Raw genomic sequence first — 24501 nt, 5'->3', positions numbered from 1 at the left:
CTTTCCCCAGGCTCAACAGAAGATTGAAGTTAATATACGCTGAGTCAAAACAGATTCTTCGCTGCGCTCAGAATGACATCAAGTGCTACTTTCCTCCAACATTCACCACAACACCAATGGTAAAGATAGAATTACCAGCTGACATGTATTTGCGGTTCTTTAATCCGATATTACTGCTCGTGGTATATTGTAACTGAAAGGTTTTGCTCAGCGCCATACGCGTAAAAAAAACCGGCTCAAAGAAAATATTGTCTTCTTTTGGTTGAACAACTCCATTTAAAAAGAAACGGTCCATTTTAATATGACTGATTCTCAGTGCAGTACCATAATTGATCGGAAAATCGGTTCCAAATAAACGCAGGTTATTTTTCTTTTTCGAACTATAGTTTACCTGTAAAAATGTTTTTCTGTAATCTACATCCTGAACCTCATTGCTAATCAGCACGTCATCCTTAAAATCGCGGAAAGTAATATCGCTCCAACCTTTTCCTACTCCTGCATAAATCTCAATAATCCGGTTATTGTCTGGTCCAAAAGTATCAAAGTAACCACCGCCAATCTCAATTAATTTATGTCCAAAATCTTTGGTTTTTCTTTCGCTGTTCATTCTTGAGCCACTAAACAATAAACCAACATGGTCTGACACGGCATAAGCACCATTAACACTGGTATTACCTTTTAAAGAAATGTGCGCACCGCCACTAAATTCACCCTGTTTACTTAACATAGGCGTATTTGGAACGTTTGGCATATAAACTGAAGAACAACTGGCTGCGAAAAGCACTAAAACGGGGAGTGTAAAACGTAAGTATTTAATCATAGATGTTATATAAACAGATTTTGGTGTTAAAAATTGTGCTAAAGTTCCATTTTCATGAAATCCATCACTCTTTTAAATTCCTCATGCAGACCGGCTTTTAAATGGATTCTTTCCTTTGTAACGGGGTGAATAAACTCCAATTCAGAAGCATGCAGCAACATGGTGGTCATATCCCATTGCTCCTTAAAAAACTTATTCTGTTTGTTGCAGCCGTGTGTCCTGTCGCCAATAATTGGATGTAAGATATGGCTAAAGTGTCTTCTTAATTGGTGCATTCTTCCGGTTTTAGGGGTAGCTTCTACCAATGAATAACGTGAGGTTGGATGTTTGCCAAAAGCTACTTCAACCTCTGCTTTTTGAAGTGTTCTGAACGAGGTGAAAGCATCTTGCATCGTTCCGTTTTCTTTAGCTAATGGATAGTCAATATCCATGGTGTCAGGCGTGAAACCACGCAGAATAGCCAGGTATTTCTTATCTGTCTCTGCATTCATAAATTGTTGATGCATAGCTATTTCAGAAGGTTTATCAAAAGAAAATAATAGGATTCCACTCGTCTTTCTATCTAAACGATGGACCGGACTAACGTGTTTACCCACCTGATCTCTGAGTAACTGAAGTGCAAATTCGGTCGCATCTCTGGCAATTGATGATTGATGCACCAACAATCCGTGGGGTTTATTAATTGCAATTAAATTTTCGTCCTGATAAATGATCTCCAACATATTGCCGCGAAGATAAGGATATTATAGTTTTCGCATCAAGGCCTAGGTAAATAAATCAAAAGCCAATCGGTAGGTATTGCAATGCGCATCAACGATTTCTTTAATATCTGCTGAATACCCTCCGCCCATACTAACCTGTAAAGGCAAGTTTTTATCTTGACAGGCCTGCAGCACCATCCTGTCGCGTTCCTTACATGCGACTTTGCTGAGTGAAAGTTTACCCAACTTATCGGTAGAAAGTACATCCACTCCTGATAAATAAAACACAAAATCAGGTTTGGCTCTTTCGAAAGCCTTTTTTAGATTGACTTTTAAAATAGAGAGGTATTCTTCATCCTGTACGCCATCATCTAAAGGAATATCCAAACTGGAAATTTCTTTTCTAAAAGGGAAATTTTTATCGCCATGCATCGAAAAAGTAAATACCCGTGTCTCATTTTGAAAGATTTCTGCTGTTCCATTTCCCTGATGAACATCTAAATCAATAATTAAGATACGATTGGCTAATTTTTTAGATAACAAGTAATTAGCAGTAATAGCCTGATCGTTTAATAAACAAAAACCTTCGCCCCAGTTACTGCCGGCATGATGTGTACCTCCTGCAACATTAAAGGCAATGCCGTTACTTATTGCAAAATGAGCAGCATCAATTGTTCCTTGGGTAATCCTCAGTTCGCGTTCTAAAAGTTGCGCATTTAAAGGAAAACCTATCCGTCTTTGGTCTTTAGCTGAAAGTGTTAAATCCCTGAGCTGTTCCCAGTATGCTTTTTCGTGAGACAGGAGTATAATATCTGCGGAAACTGGCTCCGGGCTAAATAAATTATGCGATGTTATAGTTCCCTCGTGCAAAAGCTGTTCAGGTATCAATTCATATTTCAACATCGGAAAACGATGCCCTTCAGGTAAAGGGTGTGCGTAAAGCGGATGCCAGGCAATCTTGATCATTAGCCTAAAATCTCTCCTACGTGTTTTTCGATATTGGTACAAATCTGATCTACCGGTAGATCATTCGCATCATAGCCAAAAGGGTTTTCTATTTCTTCAGCTATCAGCTCCAAACTCGCTAATACATAGAGGATAAAGGGAACAATTGGCACCACAAAATAACCTAAACTGAACACCCAGCCAAAGGGTAAAGTGACCACATAAACAAAAATAAATTTTTTAATAAATGCGCTGTAAGAAAACGGGATTGGAGTGTTTTTAATCCTTTCACAGGCGCCGCAGATATCGGTAAACTGATTAAAGTCACTGGAAAGAACAATAAACTGTTCCTGCGAAATCGAACCTTTTTCTAACAACCCGTATAATCTGTTGGTTAAACTACCTGCTATCTGGTTTGGAACATGTTTGCCTTCTTTAACTGCTATCAATAAGCTGTTCTTCCCAAAATACATTTTTTCTCTTAAATGTTCTTTTAGTGCAAAAGCATATTTAGGGATGCCGTATTCAAAAAAGCGAACATCCTCATCAGTCAGTTTAAGCGCTTTAATCTTTAAAGCCAGGTTACGGCTTACATTGGTTAACGATCCAAGCAGTTTCCTGCCTTCCCACCACCTATCATAAGCCGTATTAGTTCTGAAAACCAACAAAAGAGACAAAACAAAGCCCAATAAGCTATGCATCATGCCAATATTGGTTACATTACTAGTTTTAGAAAGCTGAAAGTAATTCAATTCAGCATAAGCAACCAGCCCCGAAAATATAGCTACCCCAAGCATTAAAGGCCAAAGCTTTCTAAAGGTGTCGCTTTTATCAATATGAAAAATGAAGGTACTCCAGTCTTTAGGGTTGTAGTTAATCATTTTTTATTCTTTTCGACGTTAAAATATCTTTACTCACTTTTAGTAGCGCCTGTCCGGCCATGAAAACATCTTCGAAAGAGTTATAAAGTGGAACAGCACTCAATCGGATCACATCAGGTTCACGCCAATCACCAAGGATATGGTTGGCCATTAAGCCATCAAAAATCTGTTTACCATTGCGTTGAGCGATGATTGATAGCTGTGCACCTCTATCTTTAGCTAACTTAGGTGTGATAATTTTATATTGCTCAAATCCTAAATCCTTATTTACTTCGTTTATAATGAATTCGAGATAACCAGTTAAAGTAATACTTTTCTCTCTTAATGGTGCTATGAAACCTGCTTTTTCGAAAATCTGTAGCGAAGCATGGTACAAGGCCATTGGCATTACCTGTGTACAGCTCACCTGCCAACCATCAGCTCCTGCTTCCGGAATAAAGCCTTTTTCCATTTTAAAACGTTTGTTTTCCTGATAGCCCCACCACCCTGCAAAGCGATTCAATTTAGTATTGCTGAAATGTTTTTCGTGAACAAAGATTCCGCTTATTCCCCCTGGACCTGAATTTTGATATTTGTATGAGCACCAGCAGGCAAAATCAACATCCCAATCGTGCAATTTTACAGGAACATTACCTGCGGCATGCGCCAGATCCCAGCCTACAATTGCCCCGATTTCATGGCCTGCTTTGGTAATGGTTTCCATGTCGTACCATTGGCCGGTATAGTAATTTATCCCGCCAAATAAAACCAAAGCGATCTCATCTGCATTTTCTTTGATTTTAGCTAAGATATCTTCGGTATGGAGTATTTCCTCACCTTCTTTAGGAAAAACCTCTATAATCGCTTCTTTTGGATCAAAACCATGAAACCTCACCTGGCTTTCTATCGCATACTGATCGGACGGGAATGCTCCGCCTTCCATAATGATTTTGAAACGTTTGCCTTTGGGCTGATAAAAGCTAACCATTAACAAATGGAGATTTACAGTCAAAGTATTCATCAGGCAAACTTCAGCTGGTAATGCCCCAACAATCGGGGCCATTAACTTTTTAAGTGCCTTATGGTAGAACATCCAGGGTTCGTTTCCATCAAACCATCCTTCCACAGCATAGTTTGCCCAGTTATCAAGCTGACCTTTTAAAACTTCAGATGCAACTTTAGGTTGAAGCCCTAATGAATTGCCACACAGATAAATAAAATCTTTTCCGTTGTAGTTTGGAAATAAGAACTGAGATCTGAAATGACGGAGCTGATCAGCTTCATCAAGTTTTTGTGCGAATGATAGGTTATTTTCGAAATTCATTGGCTCAAAACTACAAAAAAAGCAGGCATTGTTCCCAATCCTGCTTTTCGATTTATTTAATGCTTTTAAAATTTAATTGTATCGTGCTTACCTAAGTCTGGCGTATCACCAGTAACAACTGCTTTTAACATGCTGAATAATACAACAATTTTAGACGATGAAGCATCCCAGTATTCTGCCTCTTCCGGAGTAACTTTAATCAGGATTAATCTTGGGTCTTCGACTCCATCCGGAAACCATGCTTTCACAAATGGTGAGAAATACGCTTCTTTACGAACTTTATCATCTACAAGCTCAGCTTTACCCTTAACGGTAAGGTATGTATTATTGGATGGATCGCTGTAGGCCAGCAATACATTATTTTCTTTTGAAATTTCTTTTGATTTCAGCGAATATTCGTTTGTGTAAAACCACAAACTACCATCGTCTTCGATTTTCGCAGTTCCCATTGGTCTGCTTCCAAATTCATCTGATGAAGAAAATGTGGTAAACATACACGTTCTCACACTTTCGGCCATTTCTTTAAGGATAGCTATATTTTTCTCGTTTTTCATCTTTATTTTGTTTTATAAAGACAACAGGAAGTGCGGTAAAATGTTTCTGGTAATTAAACCTTATTTGGTTTACTTACATATTTATTACCTTTAAGAAAGAATCGCCAGGGCAGCAAAGCATGCTCTTTAGCATAAGCAATACCTACACGCGGTGTAGCCGCAATATCTTCTTCATTATATTTTACACCATGATCTTCGATCCAGATATCACCACCAGAAAGATTTTTTGCGTTAAAGGCTTTATCGATCCCTAATGCTTTTGCCGCAGATCCGGGGCCAGCCGAAATAGCACCTTTTGTATGTGGCATATTTCTCCGTTCTTCAATAATTTCTATACCGATCAGCGGTTCTATACCTCTGATCAAAACGGCATGAGGATCATTTTCAATTGAGGTAACCACATTAAAAAGATGATGCATACCATAACAGAGATACACGTAGGCAATGCCACCTGCGCCATACATGGTTTCGGTGCGGTTGGTACGGCGACCGCCATAAGCATGAGACGCTTTATCTTTTATTCCAAAATAGGCTTCTGTTTCTACAATAATTCCTGCAGTAATTTCATCGCCAATTTTAGTATACAAAACCTTTCCCAGCAAATCTTTTGCAAGACCTACAACATCCTCATTCAGGTAATATTCAGGTTTTAATTTCAATATCAGATATAAATTATCTATTTAACAAAATATGAATAACCTGGTCTAAATAAGCCTGGTCTGTCTCATCAAATTTATTCAACACTTCACTATCCACATCTAAAACACCAATCACTTCATCATTTACAATTAGCGGCAAAACAATTTCTGATTTCGAAGCAGATGCGCAGGCAATGTGTCCGGGAAACGCATCAACATCAGGAACAATAATAGCTGCTGCCTGCTCCCATGAAGCCCCGCACACTCCTTTTCCTTTTTTAATCCTTGTGCAGGCCACCGGACCCTGAAACGGACCCAATACCAGTTCATCCTGTTTCACCAGATAAAAACCTACCCAAAACCAACCAAACTGTTCTTTTAGTGCAGCAGCAACATTTGCCAGGTTGGCTATTAAATCTGTTTCACCGTATAATAGTGCCTCAATTTGAGGAATAATGGATTGATATTGTTCTTCTTTTGATATGTTCCGGGTAATGGTTAAATCTTCTGCCATGTTTATTGCGTTTACAGCCAAAGTTAATCATGATTTACCAAACGCAACTGTAAAGATGATTTAATGACGAAAATTTGAACGACAACCTATTTCTAAAATTATTAGTTTTGAGCCTTATCAATTTAATTAATGATTGTAGCCTTAACCATTACGAAATTCCATCGCCTAACCATTCCTTTTGCATTTATCGGCATGGCGGTTTTAAGATTGCCGCTATGGCTAAATAAAACATGTAGATTCTGGAAATTAATGGGAAGCGGAAAAGATGCTCAGGTAGATCTTGCTCCAGATTATAAGCATTGGGCGGTACTTACTGCCTGGGATAATAGAAACGATTGTGATCGTTTTTACGATAATTCTTTTGTTGTAAAATGGTTTAATTTTTTTGGAATTGAAAGTTTAACTATATTATTGGATCCTTTATACAGTCATGGCTTATGGTCAGGAATAGAGCCGTTTAAAGCTTCAAAAAATAAGATTAAGTACCAGGGTAAAATAGCAGTGATAACCCGCGCAGCTATTAAATTTAATAAATTAAAAGAGTTTAGGCAGAATATAGAACGGGCAGCGAATGCCATGAGAAATGCTCCTGGATTTGTTCTTTCGGCCGGAGTTGGTGAAAATCCTTTTTTTGATCAGGCTACATTTTCCATCTGGACAGATGCAGATAGCATGAAAAATTATGCTTATAAATCATTTGACCATTCTGATGTGATTAAACTCACCAGAGAGCGCCAATGGTACAAAGAAGAACTCTTTGCCCGTTTCGCTATTGTGGATAGTTGGGGTACACTTAATGGAGTATCTGTTGAATTGTAAATAAATATAAAATAAATGAGAGTAGTAGCAGAACTTCCACATCTGGAATGTAAGATTACCATTTTTTCGATGAACCAGAAATTCATCATCAAATTTGAGCAAGGTACTTTTGAGCAAAGTTATAAATTGGCCGAGCTTGACCTGAGTGGAGGAGGCGTAAATGATGTATTCGAAATTTTGGATGAAGAATTTATACAGACTGTTATTGCTAAGTTTAAAATTATGCGAGCTGATTTTACGGCTGCGTATAACAGGCATCAATATTAGTAATAATCTATTTAATTAACTGATTTACAATATATTATATTAGTATATAAAATTATATTCTGAATTTAAGGATATTTTTGGCGCTAAAATGATGTGCTATTGATAGCTTTTATTAAGATAAAGTAATATAAGTTATTGATATATTGATCTTTGAATCATTATACAAAATATAATTTCGACACTTGATTTAGCCAAATAAATGGGAGGTTTAGTGATTTTGGGATGAATATATGTAAATATCGGATTAGAAAGATCGTCATTGCGAGGTGCGAAGCAATCTTAATGTACACGCTAGTAGGTATCGTTTTAAGGTTGTGTTGTCGTTCCAGCAATGACGATCGATCTGTACCTATCATCATACCCCCTCTGTTTTTTAAGCAATACCTTTTGATATAAGCAAAGCTGCGCATAAATAAAATCTGTGTTTATCTGTGCGCATCTGTGGTTAATTGGTAAATTTATCGGCTGGGACCGAAATAAGGAAATGAAGGTTTAAACAGAAACCACTGTATCGTGTACTACTACCCTATACCAGTTTTGAGAGAATTTTTCAACCGCATCTAAATGTGTTTTATCTTCCTGGTAAGCATTATGATCCGCAACATTTGCAAATGTAATAGTTAGCGAATAGGTAAAAGAGTTATCGGTTACGGGGCGTACGGGCGTATTAGCTGCTAGTCCATAACTTAATGTTTTAATATATTTTATTGGTTTTAAACTTTCGAAGAAGTTGGCGAAATCTGCAATTTCAGTTTTAGTTAGTTGAGGTTTTAACCAGAACATTACGAAGTGTTGAATCTGTTCTTTATCAGCGGTAGGGATTTCTGTCATGGGTTCTTTTTTCTTTAAATATATTAATCATTTTTTATTAGACATAAAAAAAAGTCCTGATGTAAACCAGGACTTTCAAATCTTTTAAAAAAAGATTAGTTTTTAGGCTGTACCCGACCAGATTTTCTGTCTTCGCCTCTACCGATTAAATAACCGCCACCAGCTCCAACTAATCCGCCGATTATAGCACCTCTACCTTTTTTCTTATCAATTAAAGCACCACCAACTGCTCCTGCTGCACCACCGATAACTGCACCTTTAGCTGCGTCGCTCCAACCTTTTTTCTTCGCAGTTGGTTGCGTACCACCATAAGCAGCACTTGAGCTACCACCAGAGCTTGCATACGATCTTGATGATCTTGACGATGCTGCTCCTGCCTTTCTGGCTGCTGCTAATTCTGCCTGGTGTTTAGCTTCTTTTTCTTGCTCTGCTTTTGCTACTTCTGCTTTTTTAAAGCTATCTAACCTTAAACTGTCTTTTACTGCTTTAATTGCTAATTCCTTTTCAGCTTGTTGTTGTTTTAATGCAGCTTCTTCTTTTGCTTTATTGTTACAAGCAAATAAAACTGAAGAACTTAATGCGATTACTACCAATATCTTTTTCATAACTTTTAATTTTTAAATGACACTTGTTCAGCTACCTAACCTCGCTAAACAGGTTTCAATGGATGTGTGATTTAGTTAATTAACAGTACTAAGAAAAAATGATGCCAAAATGTTTTGAAAATGGAAAATTATTCCACTAAGTCGGAATACCAGAAGCCGGAAAGTGCTGAGGTTGAGCATGGAGAATCTTCATTTTCATCCGTTTTCCTTGGTGTATTATAAGTTCTGAATACCTTCTCACCTATGGTAAAAGCTATTTTATTCCTAAATATTGGTCCCTCAAAGGCGAAAGTATGAAACTCTCCGTTTTCTCCGCAAGGGTCAATTTCTGCAGGTAATTGATTAATTAAATCCATGCTGATTACTTTTCCACAAAAGTTTTCGAGATTTTGTTGCGTGCAAACAATGATGGTTTTATAGCTCAGGTTTAAGAATTCTTCAATTAATTCTTTCGTATTTTTCTGCCACAATGGGAAGATTGCAGTAATTCCTATTTCTGCTAATTTGTTTTCGCGGTATTTCCGTAAATCTTCCAGAAAGATATCACCAAAGATTGAGTGGGTAATGCCTTCTTCTTTAAACTTAGTGAGGTGCTCTTTCATTGTACGATCGTAGGTTTCCATATCAGGCATTTCTCCTAAACGGATCTGATACAATGGAATACCAATGCTTTCAGCTTGTTTAATCAGCAGGGCTTCTCTAACACCATGCATAGATACCCTATTGTACTTTTCTGTAACCGTGGTAATGAGGTAACGGATTTCTATAGTTTGGTCTAGTAAGGCATAGTGGAGTGCCAAAGTACTGTCTTTACCTCCGCTCCAGTTAAAAATACAAATCTTTTTATCTGGCATTTGACAAAAGTTCTTTTAGCTCTGCAACACCTTCGACTGCATTTTTCTCGATGTTGATTACGTTTTTATAACGTTTTACATCTGGTGTCTTAGGATCAATGATGTATTTGTCGATCACAGATGGCACAAAGTCTATCAGGCCTGCTGCCGGATAAACGGCTAATGATGTACCAATAACTGCAAATACTTCAGCCTGTTTACAAAGTTTAGCCGCTACTTCTATCATCGGAACGGCTTCACCAAACCAAACTACATGGGGCCTGAGCTGAGAACCGAGTTCGCATAACTCGCCCATTTTAATTTCAGCGCCTGTAATGGGATAAACTAATTCTGATTTTAAATCGGATTGCGATTTAGTAATTACACCATGAAGATGGGTAACTTTAGTAGAACCCGCCCTTTCATGCAAATCATCAATATTTTGGGTAATAATTTCTACATCAAAATCTTTTTCCAGTTCTGCCAGTAAATGATGGGCATGGTTGGGTTTTGCCGCTAAAACCTGTCTTCTTCTTTCGTTATAGAACTCCTGTACTAATTCCGGATTTCTTTCCCAGGCTTCTGGTGTAGCTACATCGTATACATTATAACCTTCCCAAAGGCCATCAGCATCCCTAAAAGTTTTTAGCCCACTTTCAGCACTAATCCCTGCTCCTGTTAACACAACTATCTTCATATAATATTATACTGATTGTAGTGATTGCGCGTAATTAATAAACTTCTTAGCCATATTTTCATCAGCTTTAAAAATCTCCGGGTGGAACATACAGGCTAAAGCTTCAATACCTTCTACCAAAGTACCAATGCTTGGCTGGGTAAACATATCAAAGTCGGCAATATAAACCTGATTATTTTTTACCGCTTCTAAATTATCCCATCCTGGTTTCGAGGTCAGCAGCGCCATTTCTTCGAGACTTCTTTTTTGATCAAAACCACATGGGGCAATCACTAAAACCTCGGGATTATACTTCAGAATCTTTTCCCATTGGGTAACAATCGAATCACCCGCAGGGTTCGAAAGCATATCAATACCACCAGCTGCAGCAATCTGAAAAGGAATCCAATGTCCGCAATTATAGATCGGTTCGATCCATTCCATCAGCATAATCCTTTTTAAAGGTGCGCGGTTGGCCCTAAGCTGATCTAAAATATAATCTGTTTTCTTTTTTAGGGCTGCAAGGTAATTTAAAGCCACTTCTTCTTTACCTAGAGCTTTTGCAATGGTAATAGCGCATTCGAATACATCCTGTAAGTTGTTTGGTGATAAAGGAACCAGCGTAGGTGTTTTGCTTAGCTTCATTACTGCGGTTTCGGTACAAACGGTATCGATGTTGCAAACTTCACATATATCCTGTGTAAAAACTACATCCGGTGAAATACTTTCTAACAGCTCATCATCTACCCAATACAAACTTTTGCCTTGTGCTTTAGAGGCTGAAAAAATCCGATCTATTTCGATACTCGAATAGTTTTTGCCTTCTAGTATGCAACGGACAACTTTTGGTTGATCTGCGGCCTCTTTAGGACATTCGAATGTTACGCCATGCAGATAGTCTTGCAGGCCCATATCGTAAATCATTTTGGTAGCAGCAGGTAAAAAAGAAACAACTTTCATGTGGATGTAAGATGTAATAGGTAAAATGGAATTGATTTTCTAAGTTAAAAAAAATCCTCTTTTGAATCGAATCAAAAGAGGATTTCTATTTTTTTGTTTGGTGAGCCACCAATCAGTTAATTATAACTTTTGCGTTTGCAGCTTTAATACCGGGTATTTTGCTTTCAAGATTTCGAAAGCTCCGAAAAGTAATGCAGCGTAAATCACTGTCCCTTCTAAGAATCTGATCTCGAATGGAATGGCTTTAATTAAACAATCTATAAAACCATTTAAGTTTTGAGTAAAGAGTGGGTTCTTATACCACGAACCGATATCGCTTATTATCCAATGGATAAACACGATTACAATTGTAGATAGTAATAAGCTGGCAATATTTACTTTTTTTAATAAAAAACGACCGGCTAAAACCATTAATGCAATTGCAAGGTATGTCCAAAGTTCCTGAACTAACAATATATCTACATACTGTTTATAAATGGTTGTATAAAGCACCAGATCACTTAAAAATAAACTCAATAACGGAAAAGCAAATGCTTTGAGATGATCTTTAAAATAGGCTCCTCCAAATAAAGCTACTGCCCCTATTGATGAGAAATTGGCGAACTTTAATTCATCAGAGTTGAATGTTACCAATAAACGGAATCCCGTTATGGCCAATATCATCAACAGCAAAATTAATGTGCGTGGATTAAATTTTAAATGAGACATTTTATTTTGGTTAATACGTATGCTGCAAAGTTAAATTTTATTAGCGGATATTAAAACTTACACCTGTATTAAAGTTAAAGCCCGGTGTATTGTAGCCAATAATTTCAGTATATTTTTTGTTCAGGATATTTTTGGCATCAAAAAATACTTTCACGCGTTTTTTAGCCAGGGCATATTCTACATACGCATTTAACAGGTTATATGATGGCATCTCTTCATCTAAATAAGATATAAAATTGGTATCGAAACGTTTGCCAAAATAACGGAAGTTGACACTTGCATATAGGTTGCTGGTTGCCTGTGCACCTGCATTAATGCCGAAGGTGTGTTTTGGTCTACGGATTAAAAAATTGGTTGTTCCGGTATTTCCTTCAACAAAAGCATAGTAACCATTAATATTGAAAACACTGAATTTTGCCGCTGGCTCAACCTCAAAACCTTTATACTTTTGGTTACCCTGATTAATATAACCAGTGGTGTAAACGATGGCATCGGTTAAATCGCGTTTAAAACCTGTAATGCGTAAAGTAAATGCCTCTTCATCGATATTTAAGTTTACACCAGCCTCATAATTTTGAGATTTTTCTGGTTTCAGATCAAGATTGGCACCATATTGACCAAACAACATATTCAGTGTAGGTACTTTGAATGCAGTAGATACTGTTCCAAATAATTTTACTTCTTTAATGATGTTAATGCTTGGGGTAACAGAATAGGTATAGTTTTCGCCATATTGATCATGTTTATTGTAACGTCCGCCTACTTCGAGGTTAAAAATGCTTAAATCATGTAAGAACAATGATCCATAAGCAGCGAAGATATTGGTTGTTGGGTTTTTGGTATCAGTAACCAACTTCATTTTTCTATTGTCTATACCAACAAGTAAATCTAATTTACTACCCAGTTTCTGGTTATAGAATAAATCAACTACATTAAGCCTTCCGAAGTTTAAAAAATTACTTGGAAAACCTGCATAACTAGACTTTACATCATTCGAATTGCTCTCGTTGCTATAATTTAGCGTTATTTTACCAGTACTGAATTTATATTCAGAGTTAAAGCCTGCACTGAACTGCTTTAAAATAGATTTATTGGTTGGCAAGCCATCGGTAAACGCATCTTCATCTATTTTATAATTGCCATAGAAATAACGCAGAAAAGGATTAACGGAGAAATGTTTGTCGAGTTTAATCCCGAAATTGGCATTTAAACCATCTGTTTTAAAGCCGTCTTTATCAAACATGGCTGCACTTCCAACTGGTGCTATGGCTTCAGAAATACCATCAGTTTTGAAATGTGTGTAATTGATGTTGTAAGAAAAACCTTCTACACCACCATTTAAGCCGATAGTTCCTTTGTAAGTTTCAAAACTTCCTGCACTGGCAACACCGTAAATGGTATTTCCTTTAGGCCCACCCTTTTTAGTTACGATATTGATTACACCTGCAACGGCATCCGATCCGTAAATGGTAGATTGACCGCCTCTTAAAATCTCGATATGATCGATCTGGTCAATGGAGAACAGACGTAAATCAAATGTACCGCTAATGCTTGAAGGATCATTCTGTACAATACCATCTATTAATACTAAAGTATAACCACTAGCCGATCCCCTGAAAAAGATACTTTTGTCTTTTCCCTGGTTGCTGTTTCCTCCGCTGATGATGATACCAGCCTGTTCATTTAATAAATCGGGTAAAGATTTGCCGTTACTGCGCTCCAATACTTCGCGACTGATGATAGTGACCACTTTTCCGGTCTGGGATTGTTTCTGGTCATTTTTTGTTGCAGAAATTACAACATCTTTAAGCTGCAAACTATCTTGAGTTTGAGCATTAGCCATCTGGCCAATCATTAACTGCGCTAGCCCTAAACTGGCTACAGTTAGCATTCTTTTTTTGTTCATTTGATTGTGAGTTTTGCCCACAGCCAACAGATTAGAAAAGGAAATGAAAATACGAAAACCGTTAAGTACCTCAATCCTAGCTTCAATCCCCGAAAGCTATGAAATTAAACGCTAAAGGCAGGTCTTCTGACTTGCTCCCGTTTTTTCCGTCTTCCCGCTCAGTAGTTAATTGGGCAGTGACTTAAGAATTGAAAAACGTTACAGAGCTTACAGCTGCGGGACAGTTACAGATTTACACTGTATTCCCTTTTAATCCCGGTTGTAAGCCGGGAACCAAAAGCAGCGCAAAGGTAGTAAAAAGAGCACAACAATAGTAAAATACGAATGTTGATGAATTTAGTTTTTCATAACCTGTTAAAAAACATGCAAATGAAAAAGGCCTGCACCAGGCAGACCTTCATAATTGAGCTGTTGTTTATAGGTAGATAGTTACAATTTATTTAATCCCTAAATCAACCGCACCTTTAACTTCGGTAGAAATTTCGCCTAAACTACCTGCATCTGCACTTTGGCCAGTATAAACTTTTACAAAATCGATCGTTTTCAGATCCACTTTACTTCCATTTTTATCAACCGCCCATGATAAGTCCAAGCTGTTATATAAGTTGGTTTTGTAATCATCGCCTGTAGAGTAGCTATCGGTATAACCCCAGTCAAAAGGAGAACTGATAATGATGCTACCTACTTTACCTGTTGATGGCGGTAGCAAAGTTCCTTTAAAGGTTATGTTTTCCTGATTTGCTGCAAATTCAGGATAAAAATTATGCTTATGAAAATTGTTAACCTTTACTTCGCCACTATTTCCCTGGTTATCTTTCCAGGTTACATTGGCAAATGCTTTAGGGTTGGTGTAGGTAATTTCGTAATTTTTAATGGTGGTAGTTTTGGTATACTCGCTTCCAGCCAGCTCATACCATTCATCGTCGGCAAGGCCGTTACCATTACTATCTTGACTAACCATTACAATACCAGGTTCTGAAAAATGATAAGGCGCACCTGATGGATTGCCGTAAATGGCCAAATCGTTACCTGAGTTATTCACTACTGAGTGATCGAAGCCAAAAATAATGTAACCACCAAAACCACCTAAAGAGATCAGGTTCGTGGTGCTTCCAATTAATTTCTGCGCTTGTTCTGGTTTACCAAGTGTTTCGTTCACAAACTGACCGGGAGCTGGTAAATATTCAAAAATACGACTGATGTATCTACTGCTGTTTGCTGTAATATCTACCACAGGAACCGGAACAGTAATGGTATAGGTATGTTTAAATTCGCCAGCTTCGTTGTAACCTTTATATGCTAAAATATAGGTGCCAGCTTTTGTGGCCGTAAAGTTAAAGTTATATAAAGTGCTTACTACTTTACCATCTAATTTCCACTCGTGCTGAAAAGCTTGTCCGTTATTTGTACCCGCACTAAAAGTAGTTATTGCTGCTACTTTAGCCTGCAAAGCACCTGCCTTGATCAGCAGATTTACATCTGGAGCCATTTGTTTATCTTTTTTGCAACTAAATAGGAACAGGCAGAAAAGCAAGGCGTAGCTTATTGATTTTTTCATTGTGTGTGTTTTGTATGTTATTTAAATAAGAATGTAATGTGTGCCGGAATATCGCCAGTGGTAAACGAAAACTTCTTTTTACCTGCTTTATCGAAACAGTAAATGGTACCAGGGCTTACGTAATCTTTTGCATCTGTTAAAAAAATATCTCCAGATGAAGGATCTACTTCAATTCCATATGGAGTAGCTATCAAAGTTTCTGTTCCATCCGTAATAAAATTATTGCTGACAATGGTTTCATCTTTTACATTCAGTTTAACGTATGTGCTTTTTTGTGTCGCATAGCTGTAAGAATATAAATAAGCATCATCACCATTTATGGAAAAATTACTAACTGGAATTTTAAAATCTTTTTTTATCAGATCTGTTTTTGTATCAATAACAAACAAACTTGGATTAATGATATACTCACCGCTTTGGTCCATTTGACCTCTCGAAGAAACATATATGTCGCCATATTGATCTGCACGTAAACGATCTAGGTTAATAGCCACATCTATTTTTTTAATTTCTGTATTGTTTGTTAAATCAATTACAGAAACAGTGCGGTCATAATTTGGATAGTTATAACCGCCAGAGTTGGCCACATACAGTTTATTGCCTACAACCGCCATTTCTTCAGGTTGGTTACCTACCATGATTTTGGTTTTAATGGTGCTTAAAGCAGTAGTATCAACCATGGCCACATAGCCATCATAAGAGGTGATGTAAGCAAAGTTCTTATAAAAGGTTACATATCGCGGGTTATTGATTTCCAATTTGGCTACCTGCCTGGCATTACTGGCGTTCAAGATTTCAACTTTATTGCTTCCGTTAACCACCACATACATTTTGGCACCATAAATCTTAATGTCGTTACCTACATCACCAAGCCCTAAAGTAACAGCTGGGTTAGCAGTACCAAATATATTCCTGGTGTATTTACCATCATCATAGCTATAATAATCTAACGATGATTTGTTAGAACCCCAGTTTCCTTCATTTAAAACATATAAGCCTTTTACTGTTAATGATGGGGTTTTGGCTCCCTGTTCCGAATCTTCATCGAACGGAGTGTCCTTTCTACAGGCAAATGCAAGGGCAGTTAAAAGCAAAAAGCCTGTAAGTTTAAAAAAATGTTGTAATTGGTGTTTCATATTGTGATATTAAATTGGTTTAAAAATTAGTGGATAAAGTAAAACGGTAGTTTCGGCCAGGCATCGGATAATTTAGTACCACATCGTAATACTGGTTAAAAACATTATTGATTTCGGCATTGAAAAAGAACCTGGTTTGTTGGCACGCGAAATTTGCACCAATAGCTAAATCATGCGTATACCAGGGTTTAACATAGTTAGCGGTTATATTGGCTTTTTGGCTATACCTTTCGCCAGTGTAGATATAGCTATAATTAAATGCCAGATTTTTATAATCAATGCCAAACCTTGCAGATCCACTGTGAACAGGAATGTAAGGGATCTGATCCCCGTACCTAAAAGCAGTTGCACTAATATCTACAGCCTTTTCGAAGGTATAATTGGCACTTGCTTTTAACTTTAGCTGGGCAGCAAAATCCCAAACAGTCTGAATATTCGTTTCAAAACCTTTAATCTGTACACGATCTAGGTTAACCATTGTCCATCGGCCTAAATTATTACCCGGAATGGCTACAATTTTATCTTTTACCAGATTATAATAGGCATCAGTCTGAATGGATAAATAAGCCAAACGCTTACCATTTGATGTATGTCCGTAAGTAAAACCTAAATCGTACTGCTTGGTATATTCTGGTTTGAGTTTGGTATTGCCAATAAATGTATAATACAAATCGTTAAAAGTTGGCATTCGGAAAATAGATTTGTAAAAACTCCGAATGCGGAAATCTTTGCTTTGGAAAGGTTGCCACGAGGCCATTAAACTTGGCGTATATTCTTGCCTGTTGGCAGATTGATCGCCGTTCTTAACTTGCTCTGCAATCAGGGTTGCCAAAATATTACCTTGCACAATTAACCTGTTCAAATTCAAGGCACTAGCCAACACCACTAAACCAGTATTGCGGCTTGGGTAAGCAAAATCGTATAAATTGGCATCTAGTCTTTGCAAACTATAATCGGTGGCGAGGGAAATCTCCCAAATTTTAGATATTTTATACAGATTGGCTGCAGAAATATACCATTCGGTTTCGGTATAGCGGTTGTCCAAAAAGCCATTTTGTATTTTAAATTCCGGATCGAGGTAGCGCATAAAACTGTAGGCATACTTCGTGTTGAACATAAAATTGTAGCGCGCACTTTTTTTATTTTGGTATGAAGCCTGAACAAAACTATTATCATCCCATTGGCGTTGCGTAAAGGTGAACCTGTTCGAAACAATAGCTCCGGGCAATCCACGGGCCGAATTGTAGTTATATAATTTAATGTTCCATTTACTGCTATCGGGTAATAATCCAGACAAAGTAGCTTCTACCCTTGCCGATTTAACATCGCTATTGTTCCGGATAATGGTCGTATCATAAGCAAGTTCCTTATACCTGAACCTATATTTCCCATTTGATTCTAAATAGCTGACATCAATAAGGAAGGAGATTTTATTGCTGATTTTTTGTTTATAACTAAGATTTGGATTAATTAATCCAAAAGAACCAGTTTTAAAACTAGCACCAAAACCATACTTTTTCCCGGAAATAAAAATAGGTTGCGCAGTTTTGAGATAAAGTGCACTTGCTGCCGCAAAACCTTTGGCCGGCATCAGCAGCTCAGGCTTCTGACCAACGTAAATGGCAATTTCTTCGAGATTATCTAACGAAAATTTGCCTAAATCTACCTGACCGTTTTGGGCATTACCCAACTGAATACCATCGTAAAATACAGCCGTATGGTTACTGCTCATGCTCCTTACGTTAATGGTTTTTAAGCCTCCAACCCCACCATAATCTTTTAATTGTACGCCTGAAAAGTAGCGAATAGCATCTGCAACCGATAAACTGTTAAGTCTTTTTAAATCATTTCCGTACAATACTTGTACCGGCACCGGAGATAAATTGATTACTCCATTTTTATATTCGGTGATTTTAACCTCGTTAAGTTGATTGATCTTAGCTGTATCAACCTGCCCCACAGCAGTATTTGGCAAAACAATTCCAATACCCAATATGGATGCGAAAGCATAATAAAACCTGATGTTTACTAAAACACCTTTAATTTTAATCATTTGATTGTGAGTTTAACCCACAGCCAACAGATAGAAAAGAAATGAAAATACGAAAAACGTAAGTACCTCACCCCTAGCTTCAATCCACGAAAGCTATGAAATATAATGCTAAGGCAGGTCTTCTGACTTACTCCCGGCTTTCCGGCCTTCCCATTCCGACGTGTCGGGACAGTGGCAAATTGATTGGAAATCCGTTAAGGAGCTTACAGCTGCGGGACAGTTACAGATTTACACTGTATTCCCTTTTAATTCCGGGTGTAAAGCCGGAAACCAAAAGCGCTGCAAAGGTAAGAAAATTAAGCAAGATGTAAAATGCATGATGGAAAATGGTGCTTTTAATAGAAAAACCTAAATTAGGAATCAATTTTTTTCAACTATGAGAATGACTTTAATCCTTGATTTATCAATGATCTGCATACCTGTTATGGAGCAAAAAACCGATACTTTTTTTAAAGTTAATGGAAAGCAAGCCTGCACTTTTTGCTGATCTACTTAATCATCCTCATAAAAACCAGATTCTTTATACTCAGTTAACCGCAAGAAAATGTACCAACCAGATCTAAGCAGATTTAAACTCGATTATTCTTACTGAGATTAAATATTTAAGCCTTTATCAAGTTTATTGCGTATAAATTGTATAAAAAACTATACATTAATTAAAAAATAATATATTCGCATTTCAAAAATTAAAGAATATATCTCTAATGGCTAAATTATTAATAATTGACGATGAGCGTGCGATAAGGAGTACCTTACGCGAAATTCTGGAATATGAAAATTATGATGTTGAAGATATCGACAACGGTATCGACGGCCTCGAAATGATCAAAAAAGGAAATTTCGATTTGGTTCTTTGCGATATCAAGATGAATAAGATGGACGGTATGGAAGTGCTCGAACAGGCACAGCTTATCAAGCCAGACTTACCTTTTATTATGATATCTGGTCATGGAACAGTTGAAACTGCCATTGAAGCCAGCAAAAAAGGAGCTTTCGATTTTATTTCGAAACCACCTGATTTAAACCGTTTACTGATCACTGTACGTAATGGTTTAGACCGTGGAAATTTAGTTACTGAAACCAAGGTTTTAAAGCGTAAAGCAAGTAAAACCCGTGAGATTTTAGGCGAATCAGAATGCATTTCTAAAATTAAGGAAACCATTGAGCGTGTTGCGCCAACCGAGGCCCGCGTATTAATTACTGGTGCAAATGGTAGCGGTAAAGAATTGGTAGCGCGTTGGTTACACGAGAAATCCAACCGTGCTGATAGTCCTTTAATCGAAGTAAACTGCGCTGCTATTCCCTCAGAACTAATCGAAAGTGAATTATTTGGTCACGAGAAAGGATCTTTTACCTCTGCTGTTAAACAACGTATAGGTAAATTTGAACTGGCTAATGGCGGAACTTTATTTTTGGATGAGATTGGCGATATGAGCCTCTCTGCCCAGGCAAAAGTTCTACGTGCTTTGCAAGAGCATAAAATTTCGCGTGTGGGTGGTGAAAAGGAAATTGAAGTAAATGTGCGTGTTTTAGCAGCAACCAATAAAGATTTATTAAAAGAAATTGAAGACGGTAACTTCCGGATGGATTTGTATCACCGCTTAAATGTAATCAATATCCATGTTCCACATTTAACAGAGCGTACGGATGACATCCCTGTTATTGCCCAAAACTTTTTAGAAAATATCTGCAGCGATTATGGAATGCCGGTTAAGAAAATAAATGAAGGTGGTATGGCGGCTTTACAGGCTTTACCATGGACAGGTAACGTACGTGAGTTACACAATATGATTGAGCGTTTGATTATTTTAAGCGATAAGGTTATTACAGAAAATGATGTACGTGCCTTTGCTAATCCAGGCGGTGGTACAAACATTGGCGCCGCAACCAGTACACAAATTGCAGGTGCTGGCGGATCTAACCTGGCTTCTTCTTTCGATTCGTTTAATAATTTTCAGGATTACAAAGATTATGCGGAACGCGAATTCATCAAATTTAAGTTGGAAAAAAACAACTGGAATGTATCAAAGACAGCTGATGAAATAGATATCCAAAGAAGTCACTTATATAGTAAAATTGAAAAGTTCGGCTTAAAAAGAGCGGAATAAGTTGAACTAATTTACAAATCGTCATCTCGACTGAAGCTTAGCGAAATGGAGAGATCTATTAAATTATTTGCTAATAGATTTCTCCACTACGGTCGAAAGGACGATATCACAGGATTTAGGGGTTATCCCATATAGTCATTCTGCCTCATCAGCAATGCCCTGTATTTATTAAAGATAGCTGCTTTAGAAACAAAACCTAAATAATGGTTCTGTTCGGTTAGTACCGGTAAAATCCATACATTATCCTGTTCCATTTTCTCCAGAACCATTTTAAGTTCATCGTTTTCTGTAATGGTATTCGGTGCAGACTGGACCAAATGAGACGCCATTAAATTCCCCTTATCAGGATGGTTGATCATCTCATTAAATAATTCTTCAATATAAATAATCCCCTTAAAATCACCCAGCTCATCAGTAACCGCACAGATATTTTTATGCGATTGCAAAATTTCATTCATCTTAACCGAAATCAGGTCATTCATCTGTAACTTAGGATAACTTTTCTCAATCAGGTATTTCAGTTTCATCTGGTTTAAAACAGTGGTATCTTTATCTTCATGAGATAATAGTTCTCCCTTATCGGCCAATGCTTTAGTATAAATAGAATGTTTCTGAGAACTGCGGTTAATGGCGTAAGATATTGCAGTAGTAATCATCAATGGCACCATTAAAATATATCCTCCCGTAATTTCAGCAATCAGAAAAATACCGGTTAAAGGCGCATGCATAATGGAGCCCAAAGCAGCAGCCATACCAGCCACAATAAAATTAGAAACATTTAGCTGTGCTATTCCTGACAGGTTCACCACATAAGCAAATATAAACCCGATTAAACCGCCCATAATTAAACTGGGTGCAAATGTACCTCCATTTCCACCTGCACCTAAAGTAACCAAAGTCGCTATGGATTTCATGAAAATGGTTACCAGAGTAAACAACACTACTATAGCCGGAATGGTGTTATAATCAGCAAAAATACTATTATTGATGACTGTATGATAATCACCTTTTAGCAAGCCTTTTATCGTGATATATCCTTCACCGTATAAAGTTGGAAACAGAAATACCAAAGCTCCCAACATCAAACCACCTACAATTACTTTGGTATAAGGATGTTTTATTTTATAAAATAATCCTTTTACAGCATAATTGGCTTTGGTAAAATAGATGGAGAACAAACCAATAAAACAAGCCAGTATGACATAGTAGAATAAAGCATTAACCTTCCAGCCTTCAGTAACCAAAAAGAAAAGCTGCTGGGTATAAAATAGTCTTGCTACTACTGCTGCTGTTGCGGCGGATAGTAAAAGCGGAATAAATGCAGGAATGGTAAATTCGGGCAATAGAATTTCGATGGCAAAAACAATCCCCGCTACCGGGCTATTAAATGCTCCTGCAATACCAGCGGCTGCACCACAAGCCACCAGCATGGTAATTTCGCGGTACGATAAACCCAATACACGGCCAAGATTGGATCCAATGGCTGATCCACTGGTTACAATAGGCGCTTCCAAACCTGTCGAGCCACCAAAACCTACCGTAACTGCTGCGGTTATGATCTGCGAATAAATATTGTGTGCTTCTACCTTACTCGATTTTTTTGAAATAGCATAAAGTAAAGGAGTTAATCCTGTTTCGAACTTCGTTTTACGGATAAAGTATTTGATGTACAGTACTGTTAATAAAATACCGATCATCGGAAAAATAAAATACAGGTAGTATTTGTATTTCCAATGCCAATCAGACTGAAGAAATTCTTCGATGTGGTGGGTTAAACTTTTTAAAGCAGCGGCAGCCAATCCGGCTAAAATCCCGACAATTACGGCAAGGATAACTAAGAAATTACGGTTTGATATTTTAGATTTCCGGTACTGGTTAATCTTATCAAGGTAATTTACAAATCTGATGTACATTCTATTGTTTTTTAAATAGAGGGCGATGCCCAAAAGTAACAAAAACAAAGAGAGAAGCCAATTTAAAGGCCTCTTTTATGCATCAAATTTGTCCAATAATTTAATTAATGTTGCAAAATCTTTAGGGTATGGCGCATCGATTACAATATCCTGATCGTTAAGTCCTTTAAAAACCAAATGGCGGGCATGTAAAGCAAAACGTTTCATGATTGGTTGCTCCTCTTCACCCTTGGTTAATTTATAACCTCTTTTAATTGAAGAAAGAAAAACCGGTTTACCTTTATACATATCATCACCCACAATAGCCGCCCTTTGCGTAGCCAGGTGAATACGGATTTGGTGCATGCGGCCTGTTATTGGCTTACATTCCACCAAAGTATAGTGTTTATAATATTTTAACGAGTCGAAAATAGTCTCTGCTCTTTTGCCTTCTGCCCTATCAATAGTTACATTTTTATTGCCATCGTTCAAGATCGGCAGATCAACTGTTAACTGATCGAAAATGACATGTCCATCTACTACCGCATGATAGGTTTTATTCACTTTTCTTCTTTCAAATTGCATGGAAGCATGGCGGTAAGCTTCAGGGTTTTTAGCAATAATTAAAGCACCGGAAGTTTCTTTATCCAAACGGTGACAAACCTGTGCATCATCGCTGTATTGTTTAGCCAGACGTAACACATTGGTCTCTCCAGATCCTCCTCGTTCATCGAGTGAGGCTAAAAATGGAGGTTTATTGATCACAATAAAATCGTTGTCTTCGAAAAGAATAAGGTCTTTAAAATTTGGAAACTTCAAGCTGTGCTGTAATTAATGAAGCGCAAAAGTACGATTTTATTTTTTCTTACAGTCGACGTTGCCCTTAATTTATTCATCTTGCCAGCGCGGGTAATCGTCCTTTAGACTGAAGCGCAGCGAAATGGAGAAATCTGAATCATCAATTTTTTCTACAGCAGTCGAAATGAAAAACAAAAAAAAGCCGCCCCGATGTTTGATCAGAACGGCTTAATACCTTTAGCTTTTATAATTTAAGAAAGTTCAAACTTATAACCTACTCCTTTTACGGTTGATACATAAGTTTCACCTAATTTTTCTCTAAGTTTACGAATGTGAACATCGATAGTCCTATTAGTTACCACTACTGAATCTTCCCAGATATTTTTTAGGATCGATTCGCGTGTATAAACTTTTCCTGGTTTTGACGCCAGTAAATACAAAAGCTCAAATTCTTTTTTGGCCAATACCACTTTGTTACCGCCTTGAAAAACCAAATAAGCTTCACGGTCGATTACTAAATCTCCAATTTCCAATTTGTTCTCAGATACTTCTTCCGTACCAGTATTTCTTCTTAGAATAGCATTTATACGGCTCACTAAAGCACGTGGTTTAATTGGTTTTGCGATATAATCATCAGCACCTACATTAAAACCTGCAATTTCTGAATACTCTTCACTTCTGGCGGTTAAGAAAACCATAAATGTATTCTTAAACTCGGGTATTGCACGCATTAAACGGCAAGCCTCAATCCCATCCATTTTAGGCATCATAATATCCAGGATAATCAAATCCGGATGTACCTTTTTCGCAACAGTAATTCCTTCCTGGCCATTGGTAGCTGTGAAAACCTGATAACCTTCTTTTTTAAGATTATATTCAATAAGCTCCAGAATATCTGGTTCATCATCAACAATTAATATTTTCTGACCTGCGTTGTTCATAGTTAAATATTTGTTACGAAAGTAGTGTCTATGATGCAATATTTAGTTAAGTCT

Annotated in this window: 24 protein-coding genes and 2 riboswitches; of the genes, 3 read left to right on the top strand and 21 right to left on the bottom strand. The window is 37.3% G+C overall.

Annotated features, from left to right (window positions below):
* Positions 1–85: 85 nt before the first annotated feature.
* From BCL90_RS15060 to BCL90_RS15025, 8 genes are all read right to left on the bottom strand, one after another.
* Positions 86–820: a hypothetical protein gene (locus tag BCL90_RS15060; RefSeq protein ID WP_121284828.1), complete on the bottom strand. Its 735-nt coding sequence runs from the start codon at positions 818–820 to the stop codon at positions 86–88.
* A 38-nt stretch (positions 821–858) separates the two neighbouring features.
* Positions 859–1542, bottom strand: a complete 684-nt coding sequence (locus BCL90_RS15055) for a pseudouridine synthase (protein ID WP_121284827.1) — start codon at positions 1540–1542, stop codon at positions 859–861.
* 42 nt (positions 1543–1584) lie between these two features.
* Positions 1585–2487, bottom strand: coding sequence for a histone deacetylase family protein (locus BCL90_RS15050; protein ID WP_121284826.1), 903 nt, complete (start codon positions 2485–2487; stop codon positions 1585–1587).
* Positions 2487–3347: a bestrophin family protein gene (locus BCL90_RS15045; RefSeq protein WP_121284825.1), complete on the bottom strand. Its 861-nt coding sequence runs from the start codon at positions 3345–3347 to the stop codon at positions 2487–2489. The genes BCL90_RS15050 and BCL90_RS15045 overlap by 1 nt, the downstream gene beginning before the upstream one ends.
* On the bottom strand, positions 3340–4650 hold the full coding sequence (gene kynU, locus BCL90_RS15040) for a kynureninase (RefSeq protein ID WP_121284824.1): 1311 nt from the start codon (positions 4648–4650) through the stop codon (positions 3340–3342). The genes BCL90_RS15045 and kynU overlap by 8 nt, the downstream gene beginning before the upstream one ends.
* A 65-nt stretch (positions 4651–4715) precedes the next feature.
* The gene (locus BCL90_RS15035; RefSeq protein ID WP_121284823.1) at positions 4716–5204 is read right to left on the bottom strand and encodes a pyridoxamine 5'-phosphate oxidase family protein; all 489 of its coding nucleotides are present in this window, start codon (positions 5202–5204) and stop codon (positions 4716–4718) included.
* Between the two features lie 53 nt (positions 5205–5257).
* Positions 5258–5863, bottom strand: a complete 606-nt coding sequence (locus tag BCL90_RS15030) for a DNA-3-methyladenine glycosylase (protein WP_121284822.1) — start codon at positions 5861–5863, stop codon at positions 5258–5260.
* Between the two features lie 13 nt (positions 5864–5876).
* Entirely contained in the window at positions 5877–6356 is a 480-nt protein-coding gene (locus tag BCL90_RS15025) for a GAF domain-containing protein (protein ID WP_121284821.1), read from the bottom strand.
* 129 nt (positions 6357–6485) lie between these two features.
* Between BCL90_RS15025 and BCL90_RS15020 the strand changes: the two genes are divergently transcribed.
* Both BCL90_RS15020 and BCL90_RS15015 read left to right on the top strand, forming a co-directional pair.
* Positions 6486–7175: a DUF3291 domain-containing protein gene (locus tag BCL90_RS15020; RefSeq protein WP_121284820.1), complete on the top strand. Its 690-nt coding sequence runs from the start codon at positions 6486–6488 to the stop codon at positions 7173–7175.
* Positions 7176–7190: 15 nt separating this feature from the next.
* Positions 7191–7442 (top strand): hypothetical protein, encoded by a 252-nt coding sequence (locus BCL90_RS15015; protein ID WP_121284819.1) that lies wholly within the window; start codon positions 7191–7193, stop codon positions 7440–7442.
* Positions 7443–7934: 492 nt separating this feature from the next.
* Here the strand turns inward: BCL90_RS15015 and BCL90_RS15010 are convergent, their stop codons facing one another.
* From BCL90_RS15010 to BCL90_RS14965, 10 genes are all read right to left on the bottom strand, one after another.
* Entirely contained in the window at positions 7935–8273 is a 339-nt protein-coding gene (locus BCL90_RS15010; RefSeq protein ID WP_121284818.1) for a Dabb family protein, read from the bottom strand.
* Between the two features lie 95 nt (positions 8274–8368).
* Complete coding sequence (locus tag BCL90_RS15005; protein WP_121284817.1) at positions 8369–8878, bottom strand: YMGG-like glycine zipper-containing protein; 510 nt, start codon at positions 8876–8878, stop codon at positions 8369–8371.
* Positions 8879–9006: 128 nt separating this feature from the next.
* A complete protein-coding gene (locus tag BCL90_RS15000; RefSeq protein ID WP_121284816.1) occupies positions 9007–9732 on the bottom strand; it encodes a Dph6-related ATP pyrophosphatase in 726 nt (241 codons plus the stop codon).
* Positions 9722–10408 (bottom strand): SIR2 family NAD-dependent protein deacylase, encoded by a 687-nt coding sequence (locus BCL90_RS14995; protein WP_121284815.1) that lies wholly within the window; start codon positions 10406–10408, stop codon positions 9722–9724. Before BCL90_RS14995 ends, BCL90_RS15000 begins: the two co-directional genes overlap by 11 nt.
* A gap of 6 nt (positions 10409–10414) precedes the next feature.
* The gene (locus BCL90_RS14990) at positions 10415–11347 is read right to left on the bottom strand and encodes an ABC transporter substrate-binding protein (RefSeq protein ID WP_121284814.1); all 933 of its coding nucleotides are present in this window, start codon (positions 11345–11347) and stop codon (positions 10415–10417) included.
* Between the two features lie 120 nt (positions 11348–11467).
* Entirely contained in the window at positions 11468–12055 is a 588-nt protein-coding gene (locus BCL90_RS14985) for a DUF6580 family putative transport protein (protein WP_121284813.1), read from the bottom strand.
* A gap of 40 nt (positions 12056–12095) precedes the next feature.
* Complete coding sequence (locus BCL90_RS14980) at positions 12096–13961, bottom strand: TonB-dependent receptor plug domain-containing protein (RefSeq protein WP_121284812.1); 1866 nt, start codon at positions 13959–13961, stop codon at positions 12096–12098.
* Positions 13962–14060: 99 nt separating this feature from the next.
* Positions 14061–14254: riboswitch (cobalamin riboswitch) on the bottom strand.
* Between the two features lie 143 nt (positions 14255–14397).
* Positions 14398–15519: a PKD domain-containing protein gene (locus BCL90_RS14975; RefSeq protein ID WP_121284811.1), complete on the bottom strand. Its 1122-nt coding sequence runs from the start codon at positions 15517–15519 to the stop codon at positions 14398–14400.
* A 17-nt stretch (positions 15520–15536) separates the two neighbouring features.
* Positions 15537–16655, bottom strand: a complete 1119-nt coding sequence (locus tag BCL90_RS14970) for a YncE family protein (protein WP_121284810.1) — start codon at positions 16653–16655, stop codon at positions 15537–15539.
* A gap of 19 nt (positions 16656–16674) precedes the next feature.
* Positions 16675–18708, bottom strand: coding sequence for a TonB-dependent receptor plug domain-containing protein (locus BCL90_RS14965; RefSeq protein ID WP_121284809.1), 2034 nt, complete (start codon positions 18706–18708; stop codon positions 16675–16677).
* A 95-nt stretch (positions 18709–18803) separates the two neighbouring features.
* Positions 18804–18999, bottom strand: a riboswitch (cobalamin riboswitch).
* Between the two features lie 413 nt (positions 19000–19412).
* Here BCL90_RS14965 and BCL90_RS14960 point away from each other — a divergent pair.
* On the top strand, positions 19413–20816 hold the full coding sequence (locus BCL90_RS14960) for a sigma-54-dependent transcriptional regulator (RefSeq protein WP_121284808.1): 1404 nt from the start codon (positions 19413–19415) through the stop codon (positions 20814–20816).
* A gap of 122 nt (positions 20817–20938) precedes the next feature.
* Here the strand turns inward: BCL90_RS14960 and BCL90_RS14955 are convergent, their stop codons facing one another.
* The 3 genes from BCL90_RS14955 to BCL90_RS14945 form a co-directional block, all read right to left on the bottom strand.
* Positions 20939–22729: a chloride channel protein gene (locus BCL90_RS14955; RefSeq protein WP_121284807.1), complete on the bottom strand. Its 1791-nt coding sequence runs from the start codon at positions 22727–22729 to the stop codon at positions 20939–20941.
* 75 nt (positions 22730–22804) lie between these two features.
* Positions 22805–23527 (bottom strand): RluA family pseudouridine synthase, encoded by a 723-nt coding sequence (locus BCL90_RS14950; RefSeq protein ID WP_121284806.1) that lies wholly within the window; start codon positions 23525–23527, stop codon positions 22805–22807.
* A gap of 230 nt (positions 23528–23757) precedes the next feature.
* A complete protein-coding gene (locus BCL90_RS14945; protein WP_029274338.1) occupies positions 23758–24447 on the bottom strand; it encodes a response regulator transcription factor in 690 nt (229 codons plus the stop codon).
* Between the last annotated feature and the right edge of the window lie 54 nt (positions 24448–24501).

This window comes from Pedobacter alluvionis (assembly GCF_003664035.1).
Taxonomy (GTDB): domain Bacteria; phylum Bacteroidota; class Bacteroidia; order Sphingobacteriales; family Sphingobacteriaceae; genus Pedobacter; species Pedobacter alluvionis.
This window is presented reverse-complemented; position numbering and strand designations above follow the sequence as displayed.